This is a genomic window from Sulfitobacter sp. (assembly GCF_036960155.1).
Classification (GTDB): Bacteria; Pseudomonadota; Alphaproteobacteria; order Rhodobacterales; family Rhodobacteraceae; genus Sulfitobacter.
In genome coordinates, this window is the sequence record NZ_JBALWB010000002.1 from 221,302 (window position 1) to 240,224 (window position 18,923).

Genomic DNA, 18,923 nt, shown 5'->3' on the forward strand with positions numbered 1-18,923 from the left:
ATGATGTTCGCAGTCGCTTGACACCGAGGCGCGCGCGCGCCAACCCTTCGCTGATGGATCTGCGCCCCGTAGGATATGTTATTGGCCTTTTGGTGGCCGTGTTGGGGGCAGCTATGCTGATCCCTCTGCTGGTTGATCTTGCCGAAGGGCGGGGGCACTGGCCGGTTTTCTTGCAGAGTTCTGTCATCACCTTGTTGGGCGGTATCACAATTGCATTGGCCTGCGCTAACGGGGTCCGCGAAGGGCTGACAATCCAACAAACATTCCTGCTCACCTCTTCTGTTTGGGTGGCGTTGCCGCTGTTTGGCGCAATCCCGTTTATGTTGGGGCAAACGGATGCAAGCATCGTTGATGCGGTATTCGAGGCGATGTCAGGTTTGACCACAACTGGCGCTACCGTTTTTTACGGCTTGGATGAAATGCCGAAAGGGTTACTGATATGGCGGGCCATTCTGCAATGGCTTGGCGGTATCGGCATCATTGTGGTTGCGATGGTGTTTTTGCCTGAGTTGCGTGTCGGGGGCATGCAGATTTTTAAATCCGAAGGGTTTGACACTTTTGGGAAAATCCTGCCGCGTGCGGGGCAGATCGCTACCCAGATTTCCGGTCTGTATGTTGCGTTTACGTTGATCTGTGCGATGGTCTATCTCTATTTTGGAATGAATGTGTTTGATGCAACAGCACATGCCATGACCACAATATCGACGGGTGGATTTGCAAACTACGATGCGTCTTTTGGGACGTTTTCGGGTCCGTTAGAATATGTGGCAGCAGTCTTTATGATTCTCGCGGCCCTCCCCTTTGTGCGCTATGTGCAGTTGATTAACGGAAATCCTACCGCGCTGCACCGTGACAGACAGGTGCGCGGCTTTGTGATGACGATTGCCGTGCTTATCGTTGTGCTAATCGTTCTGCTCGAAGACGGGATCCATCTGGATCATGAACAGGCCATACGCGAAGCGTTTTTCAATGTAACTTCGATCATTTCTGGCACGGGCTTTTCTTCGGTTGATTACATGCAATGGGGCAGCTTTGCGATTGCGCTGTTCTTTTTCATAGGGCTGATCGGCGGTTGCGCTGGGTCAACGGCATGTTCGGTCAAAGTGTTCCGCTACCAGTTGTTGTTTGCGTCTATCCGCGCTCAATTGCAGCGCATCCGCTCACCGCACGGAATATTCACGCCGCGCTATGATGGCCGCCCTGTTACCGAGGAAGTCCTCGCTTCGGTCATGTCGTTCTTTATGTTTTTTGTCGTGACGTTAGGGTTGGTTGCAGTTGCATTGTCGATGACGGGGCTCGATTTTGTGACCTCGGTTTCCGGTGCAGCGTCAGCGCTTGCAAACATTGGCCCCGGTCTGGGTGATATCATTGGTCCAGCGGGAAATTTCTCGTCGTTGAATGACACTGCAAAATGGATACTCACAATCGCGATGCTATTGGGCAGGCTTGAGCTCATGGTAGTCTACGTAATTTTTACCGTTAAATTCTGGAGAGCTTGATGTCTGATACTGTTACGCGCCCGCTGGGCGCGCAGATTTCGCATATGTTGAAGGCGCGTGGCGTCGATGTGATTTTTGGCATTCCTGGTGTGCATAATCAGGAAATGTACCGTGGCATCGAAGAAGCGGGCATTACCCATGTGCTTGCGCGTCATGAGCAGGGCGCGGGGTTTATGGCTGATGGCTATGCGCGTGCGTCTGGCAAGCCCGGGGTGGCCTATGTGATCACCGGACCGGGCCTGTGCAATGTGATGACCCCAATGGGGCAGGCCTATAGCGACAGCGTGCCTGTTTTGGTGATCTCGTCGTGTCTGGATGAAACCGCAACGCGTCGTGGGCAGCTGCACCAGATGAAAGATCAGGAAATCGCTGCGGGGACGGTCTGCGATTGGTCCCATACCGCGCTTAGCGCACAATCAGCCTACGGGCTGGTTGACCGCGCGATGCAAGAGTTCGTGACACAGCGCCCACGCAGCAAACACATTCAGGTTCCTATTGCCCAGCTGGAAGCCTTGGCTCCAGCAGCGCCAGCCCCTGTGGTTCGCGCCTTGCCGGCACAGTTCCTAAACGCAGACCTTGCGGAGATGTTTGAGCAGATCAAAGCGGCCAAGAAACCCCTGTTTGTCTTTGGCGGCGGCGCATCAAAGGCCAGCGTATCCGCGCGCCAAGTGGTTGCGGCATTGGGTGCGGCAAGTTTCGTAACCTACGCAGGTCGCGGCGTTATGGCACCTGACGACCCACTGTTCTTTGGGGCCGCTCTAGCGCGTCCAGACAGTGCGAATTTTGTCGCCCAAGCAGACCTTGTGATAGCGGTTGGCACTGAGCTGGCAGAAGTCGATATTTGGCGCGAACATCTGGGGCACACTGCTCCGATGATCCGCGTAGACATCGATGCCGAGGTCCTCACTGATTATCAGCGCGCAGAACATCCCGTTCAAATGGATGCGGGCTTGTTCCTTGAGGCACTGGTTAGTGCGGCACAGGCTTCTTCCCCTGCAATAGGGTGGGACCCCCGTGATATCGCCAAAGCCCGCGCACACTGGCGTGCGGAAGTAGATGCAGAACGTCCGGGCATTGTTCCTGTTGTTGATGCACTGCGTGCGGCTATGCCTGATCAGACGATGATCTATTCGGATATGACCCAATTTGCCTATGTCGCAAAAGAAGTCTGGGACATGGAACAACCAAGCCACTGGCACCACCCCTACGGTTTTGGCACGCTAGGATATGCAACACCTGCCGCAATCGGCGGCGCGATTGCGCGCGGTGACAAGCCAACACTGGCGGTTATTGGGGATTACGGGTTCCACTACACCTGCCAAGAACTAGGCGTGGCCGTTGAGTTAGGCCTGAGCCTGCCGATCATCCTGTGGGATAACGGCAAATTGGGTGAGATTGAAGACAGCATGGTCCGTGCTCAGATCGCGCCAAACGCAGTGATTGCCCGCAATCCTGATTTTTGCAAGCTGGCCGAAGCCTTTGGCGCACGTTCTGCCAATCCGCAAACATTGGATGAATTCCAAGATGCTGTGCGTGCAGCATTTGAGGCGGATGGCCCAACGCTGATCTACGCAACACCTGCTATGACAGCTTAATAGAAACGTCTCTTCAGGGGCTGGTTTATTTCAGCCCCTGAACTCAAACGTGCAGGATTACTCCCAGCAACTTACCAATACGGTCATGCCGCTGGCTTTTTCAGACAGTTGAAACGCTGTCAGGCTGATTGAATCTTGTGATGCCGCATTTGGCAGGTTCAGGCCTGCCTCATTGCTGGCCGCAACAACAGTTGCCGCATCAATCGCAAAGCTAACGTCATCAGGCAGCTGAGGTCCACCAGCAGGGGCCGCAGAGAGCATCCCGATGATCGCGCCTGTACGGTTCAAAACCGGACCACCCGCATCACCTGAACGCGAACGCAAAGCTAGGCGGTTCACATTCTCTTCGCCATCAAGACCGCGCACATCCGCCAATGTGCCAAAACTCATGGAGGGAGAACTCAAAACGCCCTCAAAGGAATAGCCGGCCAGCGCCACCTCGCTTTGCAAGCGCGGGGTCTGTGCGGTGAAGGCACCAACCACCAAAGGTGCTAGTGCGGCCTTGGGCTTGAGCAAGGCAACGCCGCGTTGGATGTCATCAGAAATCAGTTCCGCATCCGTGTCGCCGTCTAGCGTAATGCGTGAGCAGCTTTGTACTGCGGCTGACGTTGTGGCCACATGGCCCGCCGCAGTTACGAAAAAGCCAGAACGGGATGTTTTGGGTTTGCGAATTTGCAGGCCTGAGATCAGATCAATGGACTGCTGTGAAGCATCCCCAGCAGAGGCGCTCAGCGCGCCGGGCATACGGGTAAAGCTGCTGCGCATCTCAGACAACAGGCGGCGGCGGCGCTCTTCATCACCTGCAGGCCAAATCAGGGTAAACCCTTTGATCTCACCATTTTCCAGCCGCGCTTCGGTATAGCTGATGGTTCGGGCGCTTTCGCCGACCAACGTAAAGCTAGATTTCTCACGCTCACGCGGACCGTCAAGTGGGACAATCTCAAGTGTTTGCATGATTTCATAAAGGCCAAACAGCGTATCTTGATCGCCCGGCTGGCTGATCAGCAAGACGCGCGCATCAATGTCACCTGTTGGTGTGTATTGCGCAAAGGGGGGCTCATAACGGTCAAAGGCAACCACACCCATTGGCAGTGTCATTTCGATCCCTGCCTGCGTGTCACGCACAGTTTGTAGGCCCAACCCTTCCAGAACGGCATTATATTGTTTTCTCAACGTGGCGCGCTGTAGCGTCGTTAGAATGCCTGTTTTGTCAAAGTTGTTGGCTTCTTGCCATGCTGCCATTGAGTTGCGAGTGCCGCGCCCGAAGGAGCCATCAATTCCAGATGTGTAAAAGCCTGCCCATTTGAGCATGACTTGCAGGTGTTTCTTTTCATCGCGATCCAGCAGCCGTTCTGAGCGCTGTGCTTCTGCGGGTGTTTCATCTGCGGGCTCTGGCAGTTGAGGCTCTGGTGTTACTTCGGCGACTTGTGGTTCTTCTTGTACAACGGGGGCTTGTTCTGTTGGTGCGGTCTGCGTGCCGCTAGGTGCATCAACGGCGCCGTTGCCCAATACATTTGCGCCCACGGGCCAGAATTGTTGACGCAGACTGCTGGAAAGTTGAATAAAACTATCACGCGGGATGAGGCCATCACGGCGATATTGACGCAAAACCAGCTCGGCATCCGCACGACGATAGGGGCCAACAACAACCGCGTACCATCCGCCGCCAACGGCAAAACCGTTCACATCCTGCAGCAAGGTCGTATAGGCCGTAGCGCGATCTGTGGCGCGGGCGAGGGATTGCTGCGCTTCAACCTGAACCCATACCACCTCATCCGGGTCGATTGTTTGTGCATGTGCTAAGGTCGCAAAACACAACGTAAGGGCGGAAAGGCAAACTGTTAAAAATCGCAGCATTGGCGTAAAAACTCTCAAAACATTACTTTGCGGCACATAAACAGCATTTAGGGGTGATTCCCATATATGAAGTATTTGTTTCAGTGACATTTGCTAAGGTTGCGCCCCCCTTGCACCACTGATTGACCCTCGCCGCCGCGCACCCTAGTAAGAGCGCCAAATGGCAGAGGACTTTGACATGGCCGACACGCCCCGTTCGTTTCAGGAAATTATTCTGCGGTTGCAGAGCTATTGGGCACGCCACGGCTGCGCCATATTGCAACCCTACGACATGGAGGTTGGGGCAGGGACGTTCCACCCCGCCACCACATTGCGCAGTCTTGGCAATCAGCCATGGGCCGCTGCCTATGTGCAGCCTTCGCGCCGCCCAACGGATGGCCGCTATGGCGAGAACCCAAACCGCTTGCAGCACTACTATCAGTACCAAGTATTGATCAAACCCAGCCCGCCCAACCTTCAAGAGCTGTACCTTGGCTCGCTTGAGGCGATCGGCGTGGATATGGACCTGCACGACATTCGCTTTGTTGAGGATGACTGGGAAAGCCCGACGTTAGGCGCATGGGGCCTTGGCTGGGAAGTATGGTGTGATGGCATGGAAGTTAGCCAGTTTACCTATTTCCAGCAGGTCGGGGGCCACGATTGCCACCCAGTATCGGGTGAGCTGACCTACGGGTTGGAACGTTTGGCGATGTATATCCTTGGCGTGGATCACGTGATGGACATGCCATTCAACGATCCTGACGCGACGACCCCGCTTAGCTATGGCGACATCTTTAAACAAACCGAAGAAGAATATGCGCGCTGGAACTTTGATGTGGCCAACACCGATGTGTTGCTGCGCCACTTTGAAGAAGCCGAAGCCGAGTGCAAATCCATAATCGGACAGGAGCATATGGACCCCAAGACGGGCAAGCGCATCGTGATGGTCCACCCCGCCTATGACCAAGCGATCAAGGCAAGCCACATGTTCAACCTGCTGGATGCGCGCGGCGTAATCTCGGTGACTGAACGTCAGGCCTATATTGGTCGTGTCCGTACCCTGACAAAAATGTGCGCGGATGCCTTTGTTCAAACCCGCGCTGGCGGCTGGTCGGAAGACGCGGCATGAACGGTAAAATCGTCGGAGTATTTATCTTGGTCTCCTCTCTCATCGTCGGTGCAGCGCTTTACTATCTGCAAATCTATGGTTTCTACCAAGAGGTCGATGCGCCCGCGCAGGGGATCAAGCTGGTGACGCTTGCCAATAACGACGGCGAAGTCATTCCGCAGGAAGATTACCACGCGATTGATGCGGACAGCTCGCCTATTCGCTACCGCGCGTGTTTCACCACGTCCTATAGCTTGGCCTTGCTGACCGAGACATTCCAGATGGTTGAGGGCGTTGAGCCACGCAATGCACCCGGCTGGTTTGACTGCTTTGACGCAAAAGCCATCGCAGGTGAGCTGGAGGCAGGCACGGCACTGACCTTCTTAAGTAAAAAGAACGTGCATTTCGGCGTGGACCGTATTGTCGCCATCACTGACGATGGCCGCGGTTATGTCTGGCACGAGCTGAACGATTGCGGCGAAAAAGCATATGATGGCACCATTGTGGGCGAAGAATGCCCCGCGTTGCCAAGTGCGCTAGCGCCAACAGAATAACGCCTGAATAGGCAAACACGAGGTATCCCAGTGGCTGATCTGCTGATTGAACTGTTCTCCGAAGAAATTCCCGCCCGCATGCAGGCGCGGGCCGCAGACGATCTGAAAAAGCTAATGACCAATGGTCTGGTTGAGGCGGGGCTGACCTATGCCTCTGCTGCCGCTTTTGCCACGCCGCGCCGCTTGTGCCTGACGGTTGAGGGTGTGCTAGACGCAAGCCCGCGTACCGTTGAAGAGCGCAAAGGCCCCAAGGCTGACGCCCCTGAAAAGGCGATTGAGGGCTTCCTGCGCGGTGCAGGCCTCACCCGTGATGATCTGGTTGAACGCGACACGCCCAAGGGCAAGATCCTGTTCGCCTCGATCACAAAGGAAGGGCGTCCTGCGTCCGACATCATTGCCGAAGAGCTAGAAAAGACAATCCGCACCTTTCCATGGGCCAAATCCATGCGCTGGGGCACGGGCACCCTGAAATGGGTGCGCCCGCTGCACTCGATCCTGTGTATCCTCAGCCGCGAAGACGGTGCCGAAGTGGTGCCGCTGGACGTTGATGGCATCATTTCTGGCAACACCACACGCGGCCACCGCTTCCTTGCGCCGGATGAGATCAAAGTCACCGGATTTGACGACTACGCCACCAAGCTGAAGCGCGCCTTTGTAGTGCTCGACAGTGCCGAGCGTCGCGATGCGATCTGGCATGACGCAACCAACACCGCCTTCGCCAGTGGCCTTGAAGTGGTCGAAGACGCAGGCCTGCTGGCCGAAGTGGCGGGCCTTGTGGAATGGCCTGTGGTTCTGATGGGCCGCATCGGGGATGATTTCCTTGATCTGCCGCCAGAGGTTTTGCAAACCTCGATGAAAGAGCACCAAAAGTTCTTTTCCGTGCGCAACCCCAAGACGGGTCGCATTGAGAAATTCATCACCGTGGCCAACCGCACCACCGCCGATAGCGGCGCGACGATCCTTGCGGGCAACGAAAAAGTCCTGAGCGCGCGTTTGGCAGATGCCAAGTTCTTCTGGGACAACGACCTGCGTGTGGCCAAATCCGATGTGGGCATGGCGGCATGGGTTGAAAACCTCAAGAACGTGACCTTCCACAACAAGCTGGGCACACAGGCCGAGCTGATTGAGCGCATGGCTGTGCTGGCGCGCGAATTGGCCCCGATGGTCGGCGCTGATCCAGACGATGCCGAGAAAGCCGCGCGCATTGCGAAGGCTGATCTGTCGTCCGAGATGGTCTATGAGTTCCCCGAACTCCAAGGTCTGATGGGCCGCTACTATGCCGCCGCCGCAGGCATGAGCGACGAGATCGCCGCGGCGTCTGAGGAACATTACGCGCCGCTAGGGCCATCAGATGATGTACCAACTGCGCCTATTTCGGTTGCCGTGGCACTGGCCGAGAAGATCGACAAGCTCACAGGTTTTTGGGCGATTGATGAGAAACCAACAGGCAGCAAAGATCCGTTTGCGCTGCGCAGAGCGGCGTTGGGCTATCTTCGCACTGTGATTGAGAATTCGTTAACGCTATCGCTGTCCGACCTGCTTGAAAAGAGCGCTACGGATATTGCTGCATCTTTGAACTGGAAGACATACATACGGTCTGCAAATGAGATTTGGGAGCAAGGTGAAAAGTTAGGGTTTTCTCGCGACGAAATAGAGCAAGCGGCTTCAAGGCTAGGAACCGAGGCTGCAAACAAAGGCTTAATCGTATCGCACATGATGCCGGTTTCTTCCGACGATGGCCGCGAAATGATTTCTACGAAAGCCGTAGAAGCTAAAGTTTTGATGGCCGATCTCCTCACTTTCCTCCACGACCGCCTCAAAGTTTACCTCAAAGACCAAGGCATCCGTCACGACATCATTGATGCCTGCATTGCGATGGAGGGTAACGACGATCTAACGCTGCTGGTCAAACGTGCCCGCGCGCTCAGCGAGACGTTGAAAACCGATGACGGCGAAAACCTGATCCAAGCGTTCAAACGTGCCAACAACATCCTTTCTCAGGCCGAAGATGCCGACGGCGTTGAATATTCCTACGGCGCGGATGTGAAATTTGCAGAAACGGATCAAGAAATTGCCTTGTTCGCCGCCCTTGATGCAGCGGATGCGGTGATCACGCCGGCGATGGCTGCGCAGGATTTTACCACTGCAATGTCCGCAATGGCTGCGTTGCGTGGCCCGCTTGATGCGTTCTTTGAAACGGTTCAGATCAACACGGATAACGCCACGGTACGCCGCAACAGGCTGAACCTGCTTAGTCGCATTCGCACGCTGGGTACGTCGGTTGCTGATCTTACTCGTATTGATGGCTAATTAACCTATTGGCGCGCAAAGTGAGCTAAGGCTTGCTCTGCGCGCCGTACCGCTTATGCTGCACCTGAACTAAAAGGATGCCGCAGTGCAGAATGATCCCCACATCACGTTCGTCACGCAGACCGCGCCCATTGCCAACAACACGCATGGTGGGCGGGCAAAGTGTTTGCAGCGTTTGGTGCGTCTTGATCTGCCTGTACCTTCTACTGTCGCACTGTCGTTTTCCACCGTTGCGAAGATCGCCAATGGAGAATTGCCCGATGTAGATTCCGTTGTGGACCAGTTCCCCAAGGATGGATTGCTGTGTGTCCGCCCCTCCAGCCAAGACCCCGATTGGGGTGGTCCGGGTGCTGTGCTTAACATCGGTATGAACGACGCACGCTTCGAGAATTTTTCAAAAGCGATGGGCGAGGAGGCGGCCGCCGCGCTCTATACCCGCTTTATCCAGTCTTACGCGATCAATGTTGCCCGCCTTGACCCCGATATGTTTGATGATGTCGAAGGGGACGGGCGCGCTGCGTTGGAAGAAACCATCGCGGCCTATGAAAAAGAAACCGAAGAGAAGTTCCCCCAGTCGCGCCGTATTCAGCTAGCCGCTGTGTTGCGCTCAATGGCGCGGGCATGGAATGGCACGTCTGCGCGGTTGTTGCGACAGGCCAAAGGTGCGCCTGCGGATGCGGGGCTGGGCCTTGTGGTGCAGCAGATGGTCTTTGGACTTGGAGCGGGGCAATGCGGTTCTGGCGTTTTGCAACTGGTGAACAGTGACACAGGCGCGCCGCAGGTGACGGGCCGCTACCTAAGTCAAAGCCAAGGACGCGATGCGCTGGATGGCGATGCCGAGGCGCTATACCTGACGCTTGATCCGCGCGGGCCATCGCTAGAAGAAAAACTGCCTGAGGCATTTGAAACGCTCAAAACCTACGCCAGCCTGATGCGCCAACGCCTGCGCGCTGAAATGCAGGTGGAATTTGCGATCGAAGACGGGGTTGTGCATATCCTTGACGGTGTGCGGGTCTCACGTTCTTCCCGCGCGGCTGTTCGTATTGCGGTCACACTGGCCGAAGACAAGATCATCAGCCGCGAAGAAGCCCTGATGCGGGTGCAGCCACGCCTGCTCACGGAATTGCTGCACCGCCAGATCGATCCTTCTGCCCAACGTGATGTGATTGGCAAAGGCATCGCCGCCAGTCCGGGGGCTGCGACAGGACGTTTGGTTTTTGATTCAGCCGAGGCACAAGCCAGCGCGTCACGCGGGGAGGCCTGTATTTTGGTGCGCCGCGAAACCTCATCCGAAGATGTGCGCGGCATGCATGCGGCCAATGCTGTTTTGACAGAACGGGGCGGCATCACCAGCCACGCCGCTGTGATCGGACGCGGGATTGGTTTGCCCTGCGTCGTGGGTGCATCGAGCATTGTGTTTAATCAACGTGACAAGACAATTACCGCACAAGACGGCCGCGTGTTTCATGCGGGCGATCAGATGACGGTTGATGGATCGACAGGCCAGATACTTGCGGGTGCTGCGGCCATGCAAGAGGCGGCGTTGGATGAATATTTCCAAACCCTGATGCAATGGGCAACAAAAAGCGCTGACATCAAAGTGCGCGCCAACGCGGATACGCCTGCGGATGCGCAAACGGCACGCAACTTTAACGCCGAAGGCATCGGGCTTTGCCGTACCGAGCATATGTTTTTTGATTCTGGTCGCTTAACAGTGATGCGCGAGATGATTTTTGCGGATACCTCTGATGGTCGCCGCGCGGTGTTAGAACGCCTGTTGCCAATGCAGCGAGAAGATTTCACGCAGTTGTTCCGCATTATGCAGGGGCAACCCGTTTGTATACGGCTGTTTGATCCACCCCTTCATGAATTTTTGCCCATGGACGCAAGTGGTCAACGCGAGTTGGCGGAAGCCTTGGATTTACCGCGCTCTGATGTGACGCGGCGGATTGAGGCGATGCGTGAGTATAACCCGATGTTGGGTCTGCGCGGTGTGCGCCTTGGTATTACGGTGCCTGAAATTTACGAAATGCAGGCTCGCGCGATTTTTGAAGCTATTGTCGACGCCAGTGAAAACGGCGCGCCAGTGGTGGCAGAAATCATGATCCCGCTGGTGTCTGCACGTCGTGAGGTTGAGCTGGTCAAAACCGCCATCGATGCAGTTGCCCTTGCAGTACGTCAGGAGCGCGATGTTGAGTTTGAATACCGCCTAGGTGTGATGGTCGAAACACCGCGCGCTGCGTTGCGCGCAGCCGAGATTGCGCCGTATTGTTCCTTCCTCAGTTTTGGCACCAACGACCTCACGCAGATGACCTATGGGTTGTCGCGCGACGATGCGGGGCGATTTATGTCTGATTATGTTCAGCAGGGGGTTTTCGACGAAGACCCGTTTCACACCCTTGATCATGATGGGGTGGGAGAGCTGTTGATGCTGGGCGCGCAACGCGGTCGGCAGTCCCAACCGGGCATTACTTTGTCGGTTTGTGGAGAGCACGGAGGCAACCCCGAATCGATAGCATTCTGCCGAGAAGCGGGTTTTGACTATGTTTCCTGTTCGCCGTTCCGTGTTCCTGTTGCACGCTTGGCTGCAGCACAGTTGGCAATTTCTGATAAAATAGGGTGAATTGTCAGTTATTTAAATCACTTTTGGCGTGACCCTAAGCAGGGCCGCGCCAACGCCGAGCGTGCTGGGTTGCTGGATCGGCTCAATCGCGCTAGTCGCTGACCCAGTGAAACGGCGTCGGAGAAGTGAATGTTTCGGTTTGGAAATGAGATGCGTGTGGCGCGGCTTGCCTTGGTTGCAGCCGTTGTTTTGACCTTGCCTGCACAGGTGATGGCGAACCCCACAGCAAAGGTTTTAGCTAAAACCGAAGCGCGCGGACTGGCCAGGATTGACCAAGACCGGATCAACGATCTGTCCAAACCATCAGGAAACCATACAGCTGGGGTCGGCGGGAGCAGTGTTGTCTTTACCCGTGCGTGGTTGGCCAAACAACCAAAAGCAAATGGGTCCTCTGAGTTTAAATGCCTTGCTGAAGCGCTTTATTTTGAAGCGCGAGGCGAGACAGTTAAAGGGCAGTTTGCTGTCGCCGAAGTAATCCGCAACCGCGTTAAATCGGGCCGCTTTCCCGGTTCTTATTGCGGCGTGATCAATCAGGGTACGGGCAGGAAATACCAATGCCAGTTCACCTACACATGTGATGGCCGTCCCGAAGTCGTCTCTGAGCCCGCAGCCTATGCACGTGTTGCAAAAGTTGCGCGGGCAACGATTGACGGTAAATCACCCAACATCACGGATGGCGCGACTTTTTATCACACAACCGCTGTGCGCCCCAGCTGGTCGCGCAAATTTACGAACACTGCACGCTTTGGAGTGCATCTGTTTTATCGTAGCGGCGTGCGCACAGCTAGTAACTGACGCAAAGCGGCTCTTTCATGGCGCATGCAGCACTCGACGCGCGCGAATCTGCGGTATAAACGCGGCGAAACATATCTGGAGCTGCCATGTCCTCCGAGACACGCCTTGCCTTTGCCCACCCCGTCGAACGGGCTGCTGCCACGTCAACAAGTGATGCGCTTGATCGCATTTCGGTGCGCGATCACACCGTTGAGGTCGAGATTGGTGCCTTTCAGGCCGAACGCGGCGTCACGCAGCGCATCTGCTTTAACATCGTTGTCGAAGTGCAGCCGCTGCGCGGACCGATTGACGACGATGTCGACCGCATTCTGTCTTATGACCGTGTGACCGAAGCTATTCAGTCGGAACTGGCTGTTGAACGCCTTGCCCTTCTTGAAACTTTGGCGGAGCGGGTCGCAGAACGAATTTTGTTAGAACCCCAAGCAATGCGTGTGTTTGTGCGCATCGAAAAACTGGATCGCGGTCCAGGTGCGTTGGGGGTTGAGATCGTGCGCGCACGTGATGGCGCGCCTCCTGCCGAAATGGCAGCCGAACCAGCGCCGCACCCCGAACTGGTGTTCCTCAGCAATGAGGCAATAGCGTCAGAGCACCTCAAAGGCTGGCTTGATCAGCTAGAGGCCACGGGCCGCCCACTAATCCTATGTGTCGGAGCAGCCGATGTGGCAGCACCGCAGGTTGCTCATAAAATGGCACAGCGCCGGATTGATTTGCTGGCGATCGAGCAAAATGCTTGGGTGCTTGCCGCGCGTGATGATCGTTGTGTTGTGGTTGATACTAGGACCGAGCTGGATTGGGCAATGAAGAACGGCCAGACCAGTGTGTGGGCACCGTCCAAGATTGTACTCGACAGTGTGGATGCGCCATCAGCACAGACCAGCGACCCAGTTGAGCTTGCTGCATGGTTTGCATCGACATTTGAAGAGACTGAGATGCTGGTGATTGGTGCGGATTTGCCAGTGCAGGCTTCGGTGCCACTGCGCGCAGCAGCGGCTGATCAAAAGTCACTGTAACAATGTCGCGTGCCTATTACCGCCCGATTGTACAATGCGATGTGGCGCGCCCTGCAGATGCGTTGATGCTGGCAGGGGGGTGGGGCTGGTTTACCCATGTCGAGGTGTTGCGCCGCGCCATTGATCCAGAGGTAATCTCGGCGCATGAGCTGCCATCTGATGCGCATGTTCTTCTGACACAGTCGCGCCCGCGGTATGCTGAACGTCCGCGTATCATGGGAATTGTAAACACAACACCAGACAGTTTTTCTGACGGCGGGCTGCACGCTGCAGCGCATGATGCCATTGCGGGCGGGTTGGCCATGGCAAAGGCCGGAGCTGACATTTTGGACATCGGTGGTGAATCGACCCGCCCCGGTGCCAAGACGGTGGATGTCGCTGAAGAGATCAAACGAACGCAGCCCGTGATTGCAGGCCTCAGGGCACAGGGGTTTGCAGGGGTGATTTCGGTTGATACGCGCAAGGCGGATGTGGCGCGAGCAGCCCTTGGGGCAGGGGCGAACCTGATCAACGATGTGTCCGGTTTCACCTATGATCCGGCTTTGGCAGGCGTGGCAGCGGATGCTGAGGTGCCTGTTTGTGTGATGCATGGCCCCGTTGATCCGGAGGTGATGCAAAAGGATCCTCGTTACGGTGATGTCCTGTTGGATGTTTTTGATTTTCTTGAGACCAGCATCGCCGCGCTAGAGCTGCAAGGCATTCCGCGCAGTCGCATTATTGCTGACCCTGGTATCGGGTTTGGCAAGACTATGGATCATAACCTTGCGTTGCTTACACGGCTCAGCCTGTTTCACAGTCTAGGTGTGCCGATCTTACTCGGCGCGTCTCGTAAGCGGTTTATCGGCACAATTGGGGGTGCACCAGAGGCTGCGGACCGCGCGCCCGGATCGATCGCTGTGGCCTTGGCTGGAGTTGCGCAAGGTGTGCAGATTGTTCGGGTGCATGACGTTGCGCAGACTGCGCAAGCCATTGCACTTTGGCGTGCGAGCATGGCACTATAATTTTATGACAAAACTTTTTGGTACAGACGGCGTGCGCGGCACGGCCAACATTCACCCCATGACCGCCGAGATGGCGTTGCGCATTGGTGCAGCTGTTGGGCGGTACTTCCGCCGCGAAGGGACATCATCAGCGCACAGGGTGGTGATCGGCAAGGATACACGCCTGTCCGGTTACATGTTTGAGAATGCGTTGACGGCTGGATTGACCTCAACTGGGATGAACGTGCTGCTGCTTGGTCCCGTGCCAACGCCAGCGGTTGGCCTTTTAACGCGGTCGATGCGGGCTGATTTGGGTGTGATGATTTCCGCCAGTCACAACCCTGCACAGGACAATGGGATCAAGTTTTTTGGGCCAGACGGGTTTAAACTGTCTGATCAGGTTGAGGCCGAGATCGAAGCCTTGGTTGAACAGGGCGTAGAGCCCACGTCTGCACCCGAGATCGGGCGCGCCAAACGGATTGATGACAGTCGTTTTCGGTATATCGAACGGGTGAAGTCCAGCTTTCCACGTCAGATGCGCCTTGATGGCCTTAAGGTTGTGATTGATTGTGCAAATGGGGCTGCGCACCACGTCGCGCCGATGACATTGTGGGAGCTGGGCGCAACAGTGATCCCTGTTGGGGTGTCGCCGAATGGGCATAATATCAACGCTAATTGTGGTTCAACTCACCCGCAGGCGGCGGCTGAAACGGTTGTCGCACACGGCGCGGATGTGGGGATTTGTCTGGATGGTGATGCGGACCGCGTGATTTTACTAGATGAGCAGGGGCGCGTTGGGGATGGCGACCAGTTCATGGCGCTGATGGCTGCGCGCTGGAAGGCTGAGGAACGTCTCAAAGGGGACGCTTTGGTCGCCACAGTGATGAGTAATCTCGGACTTGAACATTTCCTATCAGATCGTGGCGTACGGTTGGAGCGGACCAACGTTGGTGATCGCTATGTGGTTGAGCGTATGCGGTCAGGGGGGTTCAACTTGGGGGGGGAGCAGTCGGGGCATATTGTCATGACCGATTATGCAACCACTGGAGATGGGTTGATGGCAGGAATGCAGTTTTTGGCTGAAATGCTGCGTGCTGAAAAGCCGGCATCTGAGTTGATGCACCAGTTTGAACCTGTACCGCAGCTGTTGGAAAACGTTCGCTTTGAAGCAGGCCAGTTGCCGCTGGATGATGGCCATGTGAAAGCAGCCATTGCACAGGCTGAAAGCGATCTGGCGGGTGGCGGGCGACTGTTGATCCGCAAATCGGGAACCGAGCCATTGGTACGTGTGATGGCAGAACATGAAGACGCCGAGCTGATGAAGCGCGCTGTGCAGAGTGTTGTCAGCGCAGTACAGACCGCTGTGCAGGTTTGATCTGACGGAGCAGGCTTTGCCTGCACGTCATGTTTTTGGGTGTGCGAGTTTCGGGGTTTGTCCGCTGGAGGTTGGGTTAGCGGGTGAAGAGGCGTTTCAGAGCGCCATATTGGCTGAGTGCAACACCTGCCAAGATCAATGACATGGCAAGCAAAAGCGATTTTGGCAAAGCTTCACCCAAGACGAGCGCGCCAAGGACAACAGACCAAACGGGCACCTGATAATTCACGAGTGACATGAACACCGGACCAGCACTGCGGACAACAAGAACCCGCAGAAGGTTTGCGCCAGCTGTTGGGATAAGGCCCAGAAAGGCGAGAACCCCAAAGAGTTTCGCAGTTGGCATGGGCGGATACCCCTCAATCATCCATGCAACGGGAATGGTCATGGCTGCGCCGATCAAGAGTAAAACAGTGGCTAAACCGATGGGATCTACCGTTGGAAGGCGGCGCAGCAAAATCGAGCCAACCGCGTAGCAAGCTGCTGCAAGGACACAGGCGATGCGTCCATATGTTTCCAATGTTGCTCCAGTGGTTTCAAATGCTTGGGCGCCAATGAGAATGACAACGCCGACAAAGCCGATGAGGAAACCAATCGTTTTTCGCAGTGTCATTTGTTCACCCTGAACGGTGAAGTGGGCAAGGGGCAAAACGATGAGGGCAACGGCAGCCATGGAGACGCCAGCAAAACCTGATGTCACATATTGCTGGCCCCACGCGAGTAGGCAGAACGGGATGGCGGAACTGATGCCGCCAATGATCAGTACGTCGCGTTTGGTGGAGGTTGATGGTTTTTCAGAAAACAGCGGGCGGCTCAGAAATACCCAAATTGCGCCCATGATCAGCGCGGCAAAGCTGATGCGGGAGGCGGCAAGCCAGAAAGGCGGCATGCCTTCTGCCAGTGCGACCTTGGTCACCATAAATGTGCCACCCCATGTGAGGCCAAGGATTGCGACCATAAGCCAGCTAAGAGGGGTGATTTGGGGGGAGCTATTCATTGGACCACGTAGGGGGAAATAAACCAACAGCGCAAGGGCGGTTCGCCGAATAATCGACGCAATAAAAAAGGCCCGAGGAAACCCCCGGGCCTTTGATCGCTTATTTTTGGAATTCTTAGTTCTTTGCTTTGTCGACCATTTTGCCAGCAGAGATCCAAGGCATCATGGCGCGCAGTTTGCCGCCAACCAGTTCGATCTGGTGCTCGTCGTTGGAGCGACGGGATGCTTTGATCGTCGGTTGGCCAACAGCGTTTTCCAGCATGAAGTCGCGCACGAATTTGCCGGACTGAATGTCGCTCAGAACGGCTTTCATGTTTGCCTTGGTTTCTTCGTAAGGCAAAATGCGAGGGCCAGAAACGTACTGGCCGTACTCGGCTGTGTTAGAGATCGAGTAATCCATGTTGGCGATGCCGCCTTCATAGATCAGGTCAACGATCAGCTTGGTTTCGTGCAGGCACTCGAAATATGCCATTTCTGGCTCATAGCCAGCTTCAACAAGCGTTTCAAAGCCCATGCGGATCAGCTCAACGATACCGCCACACAGAACAGCTTGTTCGCCGAACAGGTCGGTTTCGCACTCTTCACGGAAGTCAGTCTCGATGATGCCGGAACGACCGCCACCAATTGCGGAGCAATAGGACAGACCGATTTCCAGCGCTTTGCCGGATGCGTTTTTGTCTACAGCAACAAGGCAAGGCACGCCGCCGCCTTTGGTGTATTCGCCGCGCACAGTGTGACCTGGGCCTTTTGGCGCCATCATGATTACGTCGATGCCTTCTTTAGGCTCGATCAGGCCAAAGTGTACGTTCAGGCCGTGGGCGAATGCGATAGCTGCACCTGGCTTGATGTTGTCGTGTACGTATTTTTTGTATGTCTCAGCCTGCAACTCATCAGGCATTGTGAACATGATGACGTCAGCCCATGCTGCCGCTTCTGCGATGCCCATAACCTTAAGGCCTTCGCCTTCGGCTTTTGCTGCGGAAGGGGAGCCGTCGCGCAGTGCTACAACGAGGTTCTTCGCGCCGCTGTCACGCAGGTTGAGGGCGTGTGCGTGGCCTTGTGAGCCATAGCCGAGGATCGCAACTTTTGCGTCCTTGATGAGGTTAACGTCGCAGTCACGGTCATAATAAACGCGCATGATTTTTTCCTTTTGAGTGAAGCTTGGCGGCACATTAGCTGATGTGAGGCGCTTTTGAAGTATCCGATGCTGGATATTTACACAAAAAAGAAAGAGAGTTATTCGTCAGTAGATCAATAATTGGAAAAATCATGCTTGATGACGATGATCGCCGCCTACTGCGCTATTGGCAGGCAGAGCCCAGCCTGAGCCAAGGTGAATTGGCCGAGCGCGCGGGCATGACAACAGGACGTGCAACGCGCCGCATAGCGCGCATGCAGGAATTGGGCGTGCTAAAAGGTGTGGGGGTCGTGATTGATTGGGCGGCATTGGGATACGCTGTTGAGGTGTCATTGCGGGTCACCTTGGATAAAACCCAAGGCAACGCCTTTGACGCGTTTATGGCGCAGGCACGTAAAGTGCCCGAGGTCATCGAATTGCAGACTTTCTTGGGCCGTGTCGACGTGCGCCTGTCTATCATCGCGCGCGACATGGCGCATTATCAGGAAATATATCGCAACCACATTTTGACGCTGCCCCATATTTCGGAAATCGAAGCGCTGATGCATGTGGCCCGGATCAAAACCAGTGAGGGTTTGCCGCTATGATCGAATTGGATGAGATCGATGCGAAACTGTTGCGGGCCTTGGCGCGTGATGCAACTCAGACGGCAGGGGCGCTTGGGCGGCGATTGGGGCTGAGCCAGCCCGCGACTTGGCGACGCATCCGCCGGTTGGAAGACGCAGGTGTAATACGGGGCCGTCAACTTAGGCTTGATGCGGAAAAGCTGGGCTTTGGCGTGACCGTGTTTTTGGGGGTGAAATTGGCCTTGCGCGGACGGGTCAGCCTTGAGGATTTTGAGCGCGCAGTGAGCGCCATTCCCGAAGTGCAAACGGTAGAGCATGTCCTTGGCCTGTATGACTATCGCCTAAGGGTGGTCGCGCGTGATCTGTCCGATTTTGAACGCGTGCTAAGGCGGCGTGTCATGACCTTGCCGGGGGTGGGGGAGGTTGAAGCGAATGTGTTGCTCAGCGAAGAACGTCTAGCAGGACCGCTATAGGAAACTTCTGTCCCTGTCTTTTGGGCACAGGCATCCATAACCGCGTGAAACTCCGGTAGTTCGG

The 18,923-nt window shown here is 55.7% G+C and carries 15 protein-coding genes; 12 read left to right on the forward strand and 3 right to left on the reverse strand.

Features of this window, described 5'->3' with window-relative positions; genetic code table 11:
• Positions 1-50: 50 nt before the first annotated feature.
• Together V7775_RS07565 and V7775_RS07570 are read left to right on the forward strand one after the other, a co-directional pair.
• Complete coding sequence (locus V7775_RS07565; protein WP_335751751.1) at positions 51-1,499, forward strand: TrkH family potassium uptake protein; 1,449 nt, start codon at positions 51-53, stop codon at positions 1,497-1,499.
• Positions 1,499-3,094 (forward strand): 5-guanidino-2-oxopentanoate decarboxylase, encoded by a 1,596-nt coding sequence (locus V7775_RS07570; protein WP_335751279.1) that lies wholly within the window; start codon positions 1,499-1,501, stop codon positions 3,092-3,094. The genes V7775_RS07565 and V7775_RS07570 overlap by 1 nt, the downstream gene beginning before the upstream one ends.
• 57 nt (positions 3,095-3,151) lie before the next feature.
• Here V7775_RS07570 and V7775_RS07575 read toward each other — a convergent pair whose 3' ends face one another.
• Positions 3,152-4,951 carry a serine protease gene (locus V7775_RS07575; protein ID WP_335751280.1) on the reverse strand — a complete coding sequence of 600 codons (1,800 nt, stop codon included), beginning with the start codon at positions 4,949-4,951 and terminating at the stop codon, positions 3,152-3,154.
• Between the two features lie 160 nt (positions 4,952-5,111).
• On the opposite strand from V7775_RS07575, the gene V7775_RS07580 reads away from it, so the two are divergent.
• From V7775_RS07580 to glmM, 8 genes are all read left to right on the forward strand, one after another.
• Complete coding sequence (locus V7775_RS07580; protein WP_443070099.1) at positions 5,112-6,059, forward strand: glycine--tRNA ligase subunit alpha; 948 nt, start codon at positions 5,112-5,114, stop codon at positions 6,057-6,059.
• Positions 6,056-6,592, forward strand: a complete 537-nt coding sequence (locus tag V7775_RS07585) for a DUF6446 family protein (RefSeq protein WP_335751281.1) — start codon at positions 6,056-6,058, stop codon at positions 6,590-6,592. The genes V7775_RS07580 and V7775_RS07585 overlap by 4 nt, the downstream gene beginning before the upstream one ends.
• Before the next feature lie 30 nt (positions 6,593-6,622).
• Positions 6,623-8,902 carry a glycine--tRNA ligase subunit beta gene (gene glyS / locus V7775_RS07590; protein ID WP_335751282.1) on the forward strand — a complete coding sequence of 760 codons (2,280 nt, stop codon included), beginning with the start codon at positions 6,623-6,625 and terminating at the stop codon, positions 8,900-8,902.
• Between the two features lie 85 nt (positions 8,903-8,987).
• Positions 8,988-11,525, forward strand: a complete 2,538-nt coding sequence (locus tag V7775_RS07595) for a putative PEP-binding protein (protein ID WP_335751283.1) — start codon at positions 8,988-8,990, stop codon at positions 11,523-11,525.
• A gap of 129 nt (positions 11,526-11,654) precedes the next feature.
• A complete protein-coding gene (locus tag V7775_RS07600; RefSeq protein WP_335751284.1) occupies positions 11,655-12,320 on the forward strand; it encodes a cell wall hydrolase in 666 nt (221 codons plus the stop codon).
• Between the two features lie 86 nt (positions 12,321-12,406).
• Positions 12,407-13,330, forward strand: a complete 924-nt coding sequence (locus V7775_RS07605; RefSeq protein ID WP_335751285.1) for a dihydroneopterin aldolase — start codon at positions 12,407-12,409, stop codon at positions 13,328-13,330.
• Between the two features lie 2 nt (positions 13,331-13,332).
• Positions 13,333-14,331 carry a dihydropteroate synthase gene (gene folP / locus V7775_RS07610; RefSeq protein WP_335751286.1) on the forward strand — a complete coding sequence of 333 codons (999 nt, stop codon included), beginning with the start codon at positions 13,333-13,335 and terminating at the stop codon, positions 14,329-14,331.
• Between the two features lie 4 nt (positions 14,332-14,335).
• Positions 14,336-15,685: a phosphoglucosamine mutase gene (glmM, locus tag V7775_RS07615; RefSeq protein WP_335751287.1), complete on the forward strand. Its 1,350-nt coding sequence runs from the start codon at positions 14,336-14,338 to the stop codon at positions 15,683-15,685.
• A 76-nt stretch (positions 15,686-15,761) separates the two neighbouring features.
• Here the strand turns inward: glmM and V7775_RS07620 are convergent, their stop codons facing one another.
• Positions 15,762-16,682: a DMT family transporter gene (locus tag V7775_RS07620; protein WP_335751288.1), complete on the reverse strand. Its 921-nt coding sequence runs from the start codon at positions 16,680-16,682 to the stop codon at positions 15,762-15,764.
• A 115-nt stretch (positions 16,683-16,797) separates the two neighbouring features.
• Positions 16,798-17,820, reverse strand: a complete 1,023-nt coding sequence (ilvC, locus tag V7775_RS07625) for a ketol-acid reductoisomerase (protein ID WP_335751289.1) — start codon at positions 17,818-17,820, stop codon at positions 16,798-16,800.
• A gap of 131 nt (positions 17,821-17,951) precedes the next feature.
• Here ilvC and V7775_RS07630 point away from each other — a divergent pair, with 131 nt between their 5' ends.
• Entirely contained in the window at positions 17,952-18,407 is a 456-nt protein-coding gene (locus V7775_RS07630; RefSeq protein ID WP_335751290.1) for an Lrp/AsnC family transcriptional regulator, read from the forward strand.
• Positions 18,404-18,859: an Lrp/AsnC family transcriptional regulator gene (locus tag V7775_RS07635; protein WP_335751291.1), complete on the forward strand. Its 456-nt coding sequence runs from the start codon at positions 18,404-18,406 to the stop codon at positions 18,857-18,859. Before V7775_RS07630 ends, V7775_RS07635 begins: the two co-directional genes overlap by 4 nt.
• Positions 18,860-18,923: the final 64 nt, after the last annotated feature.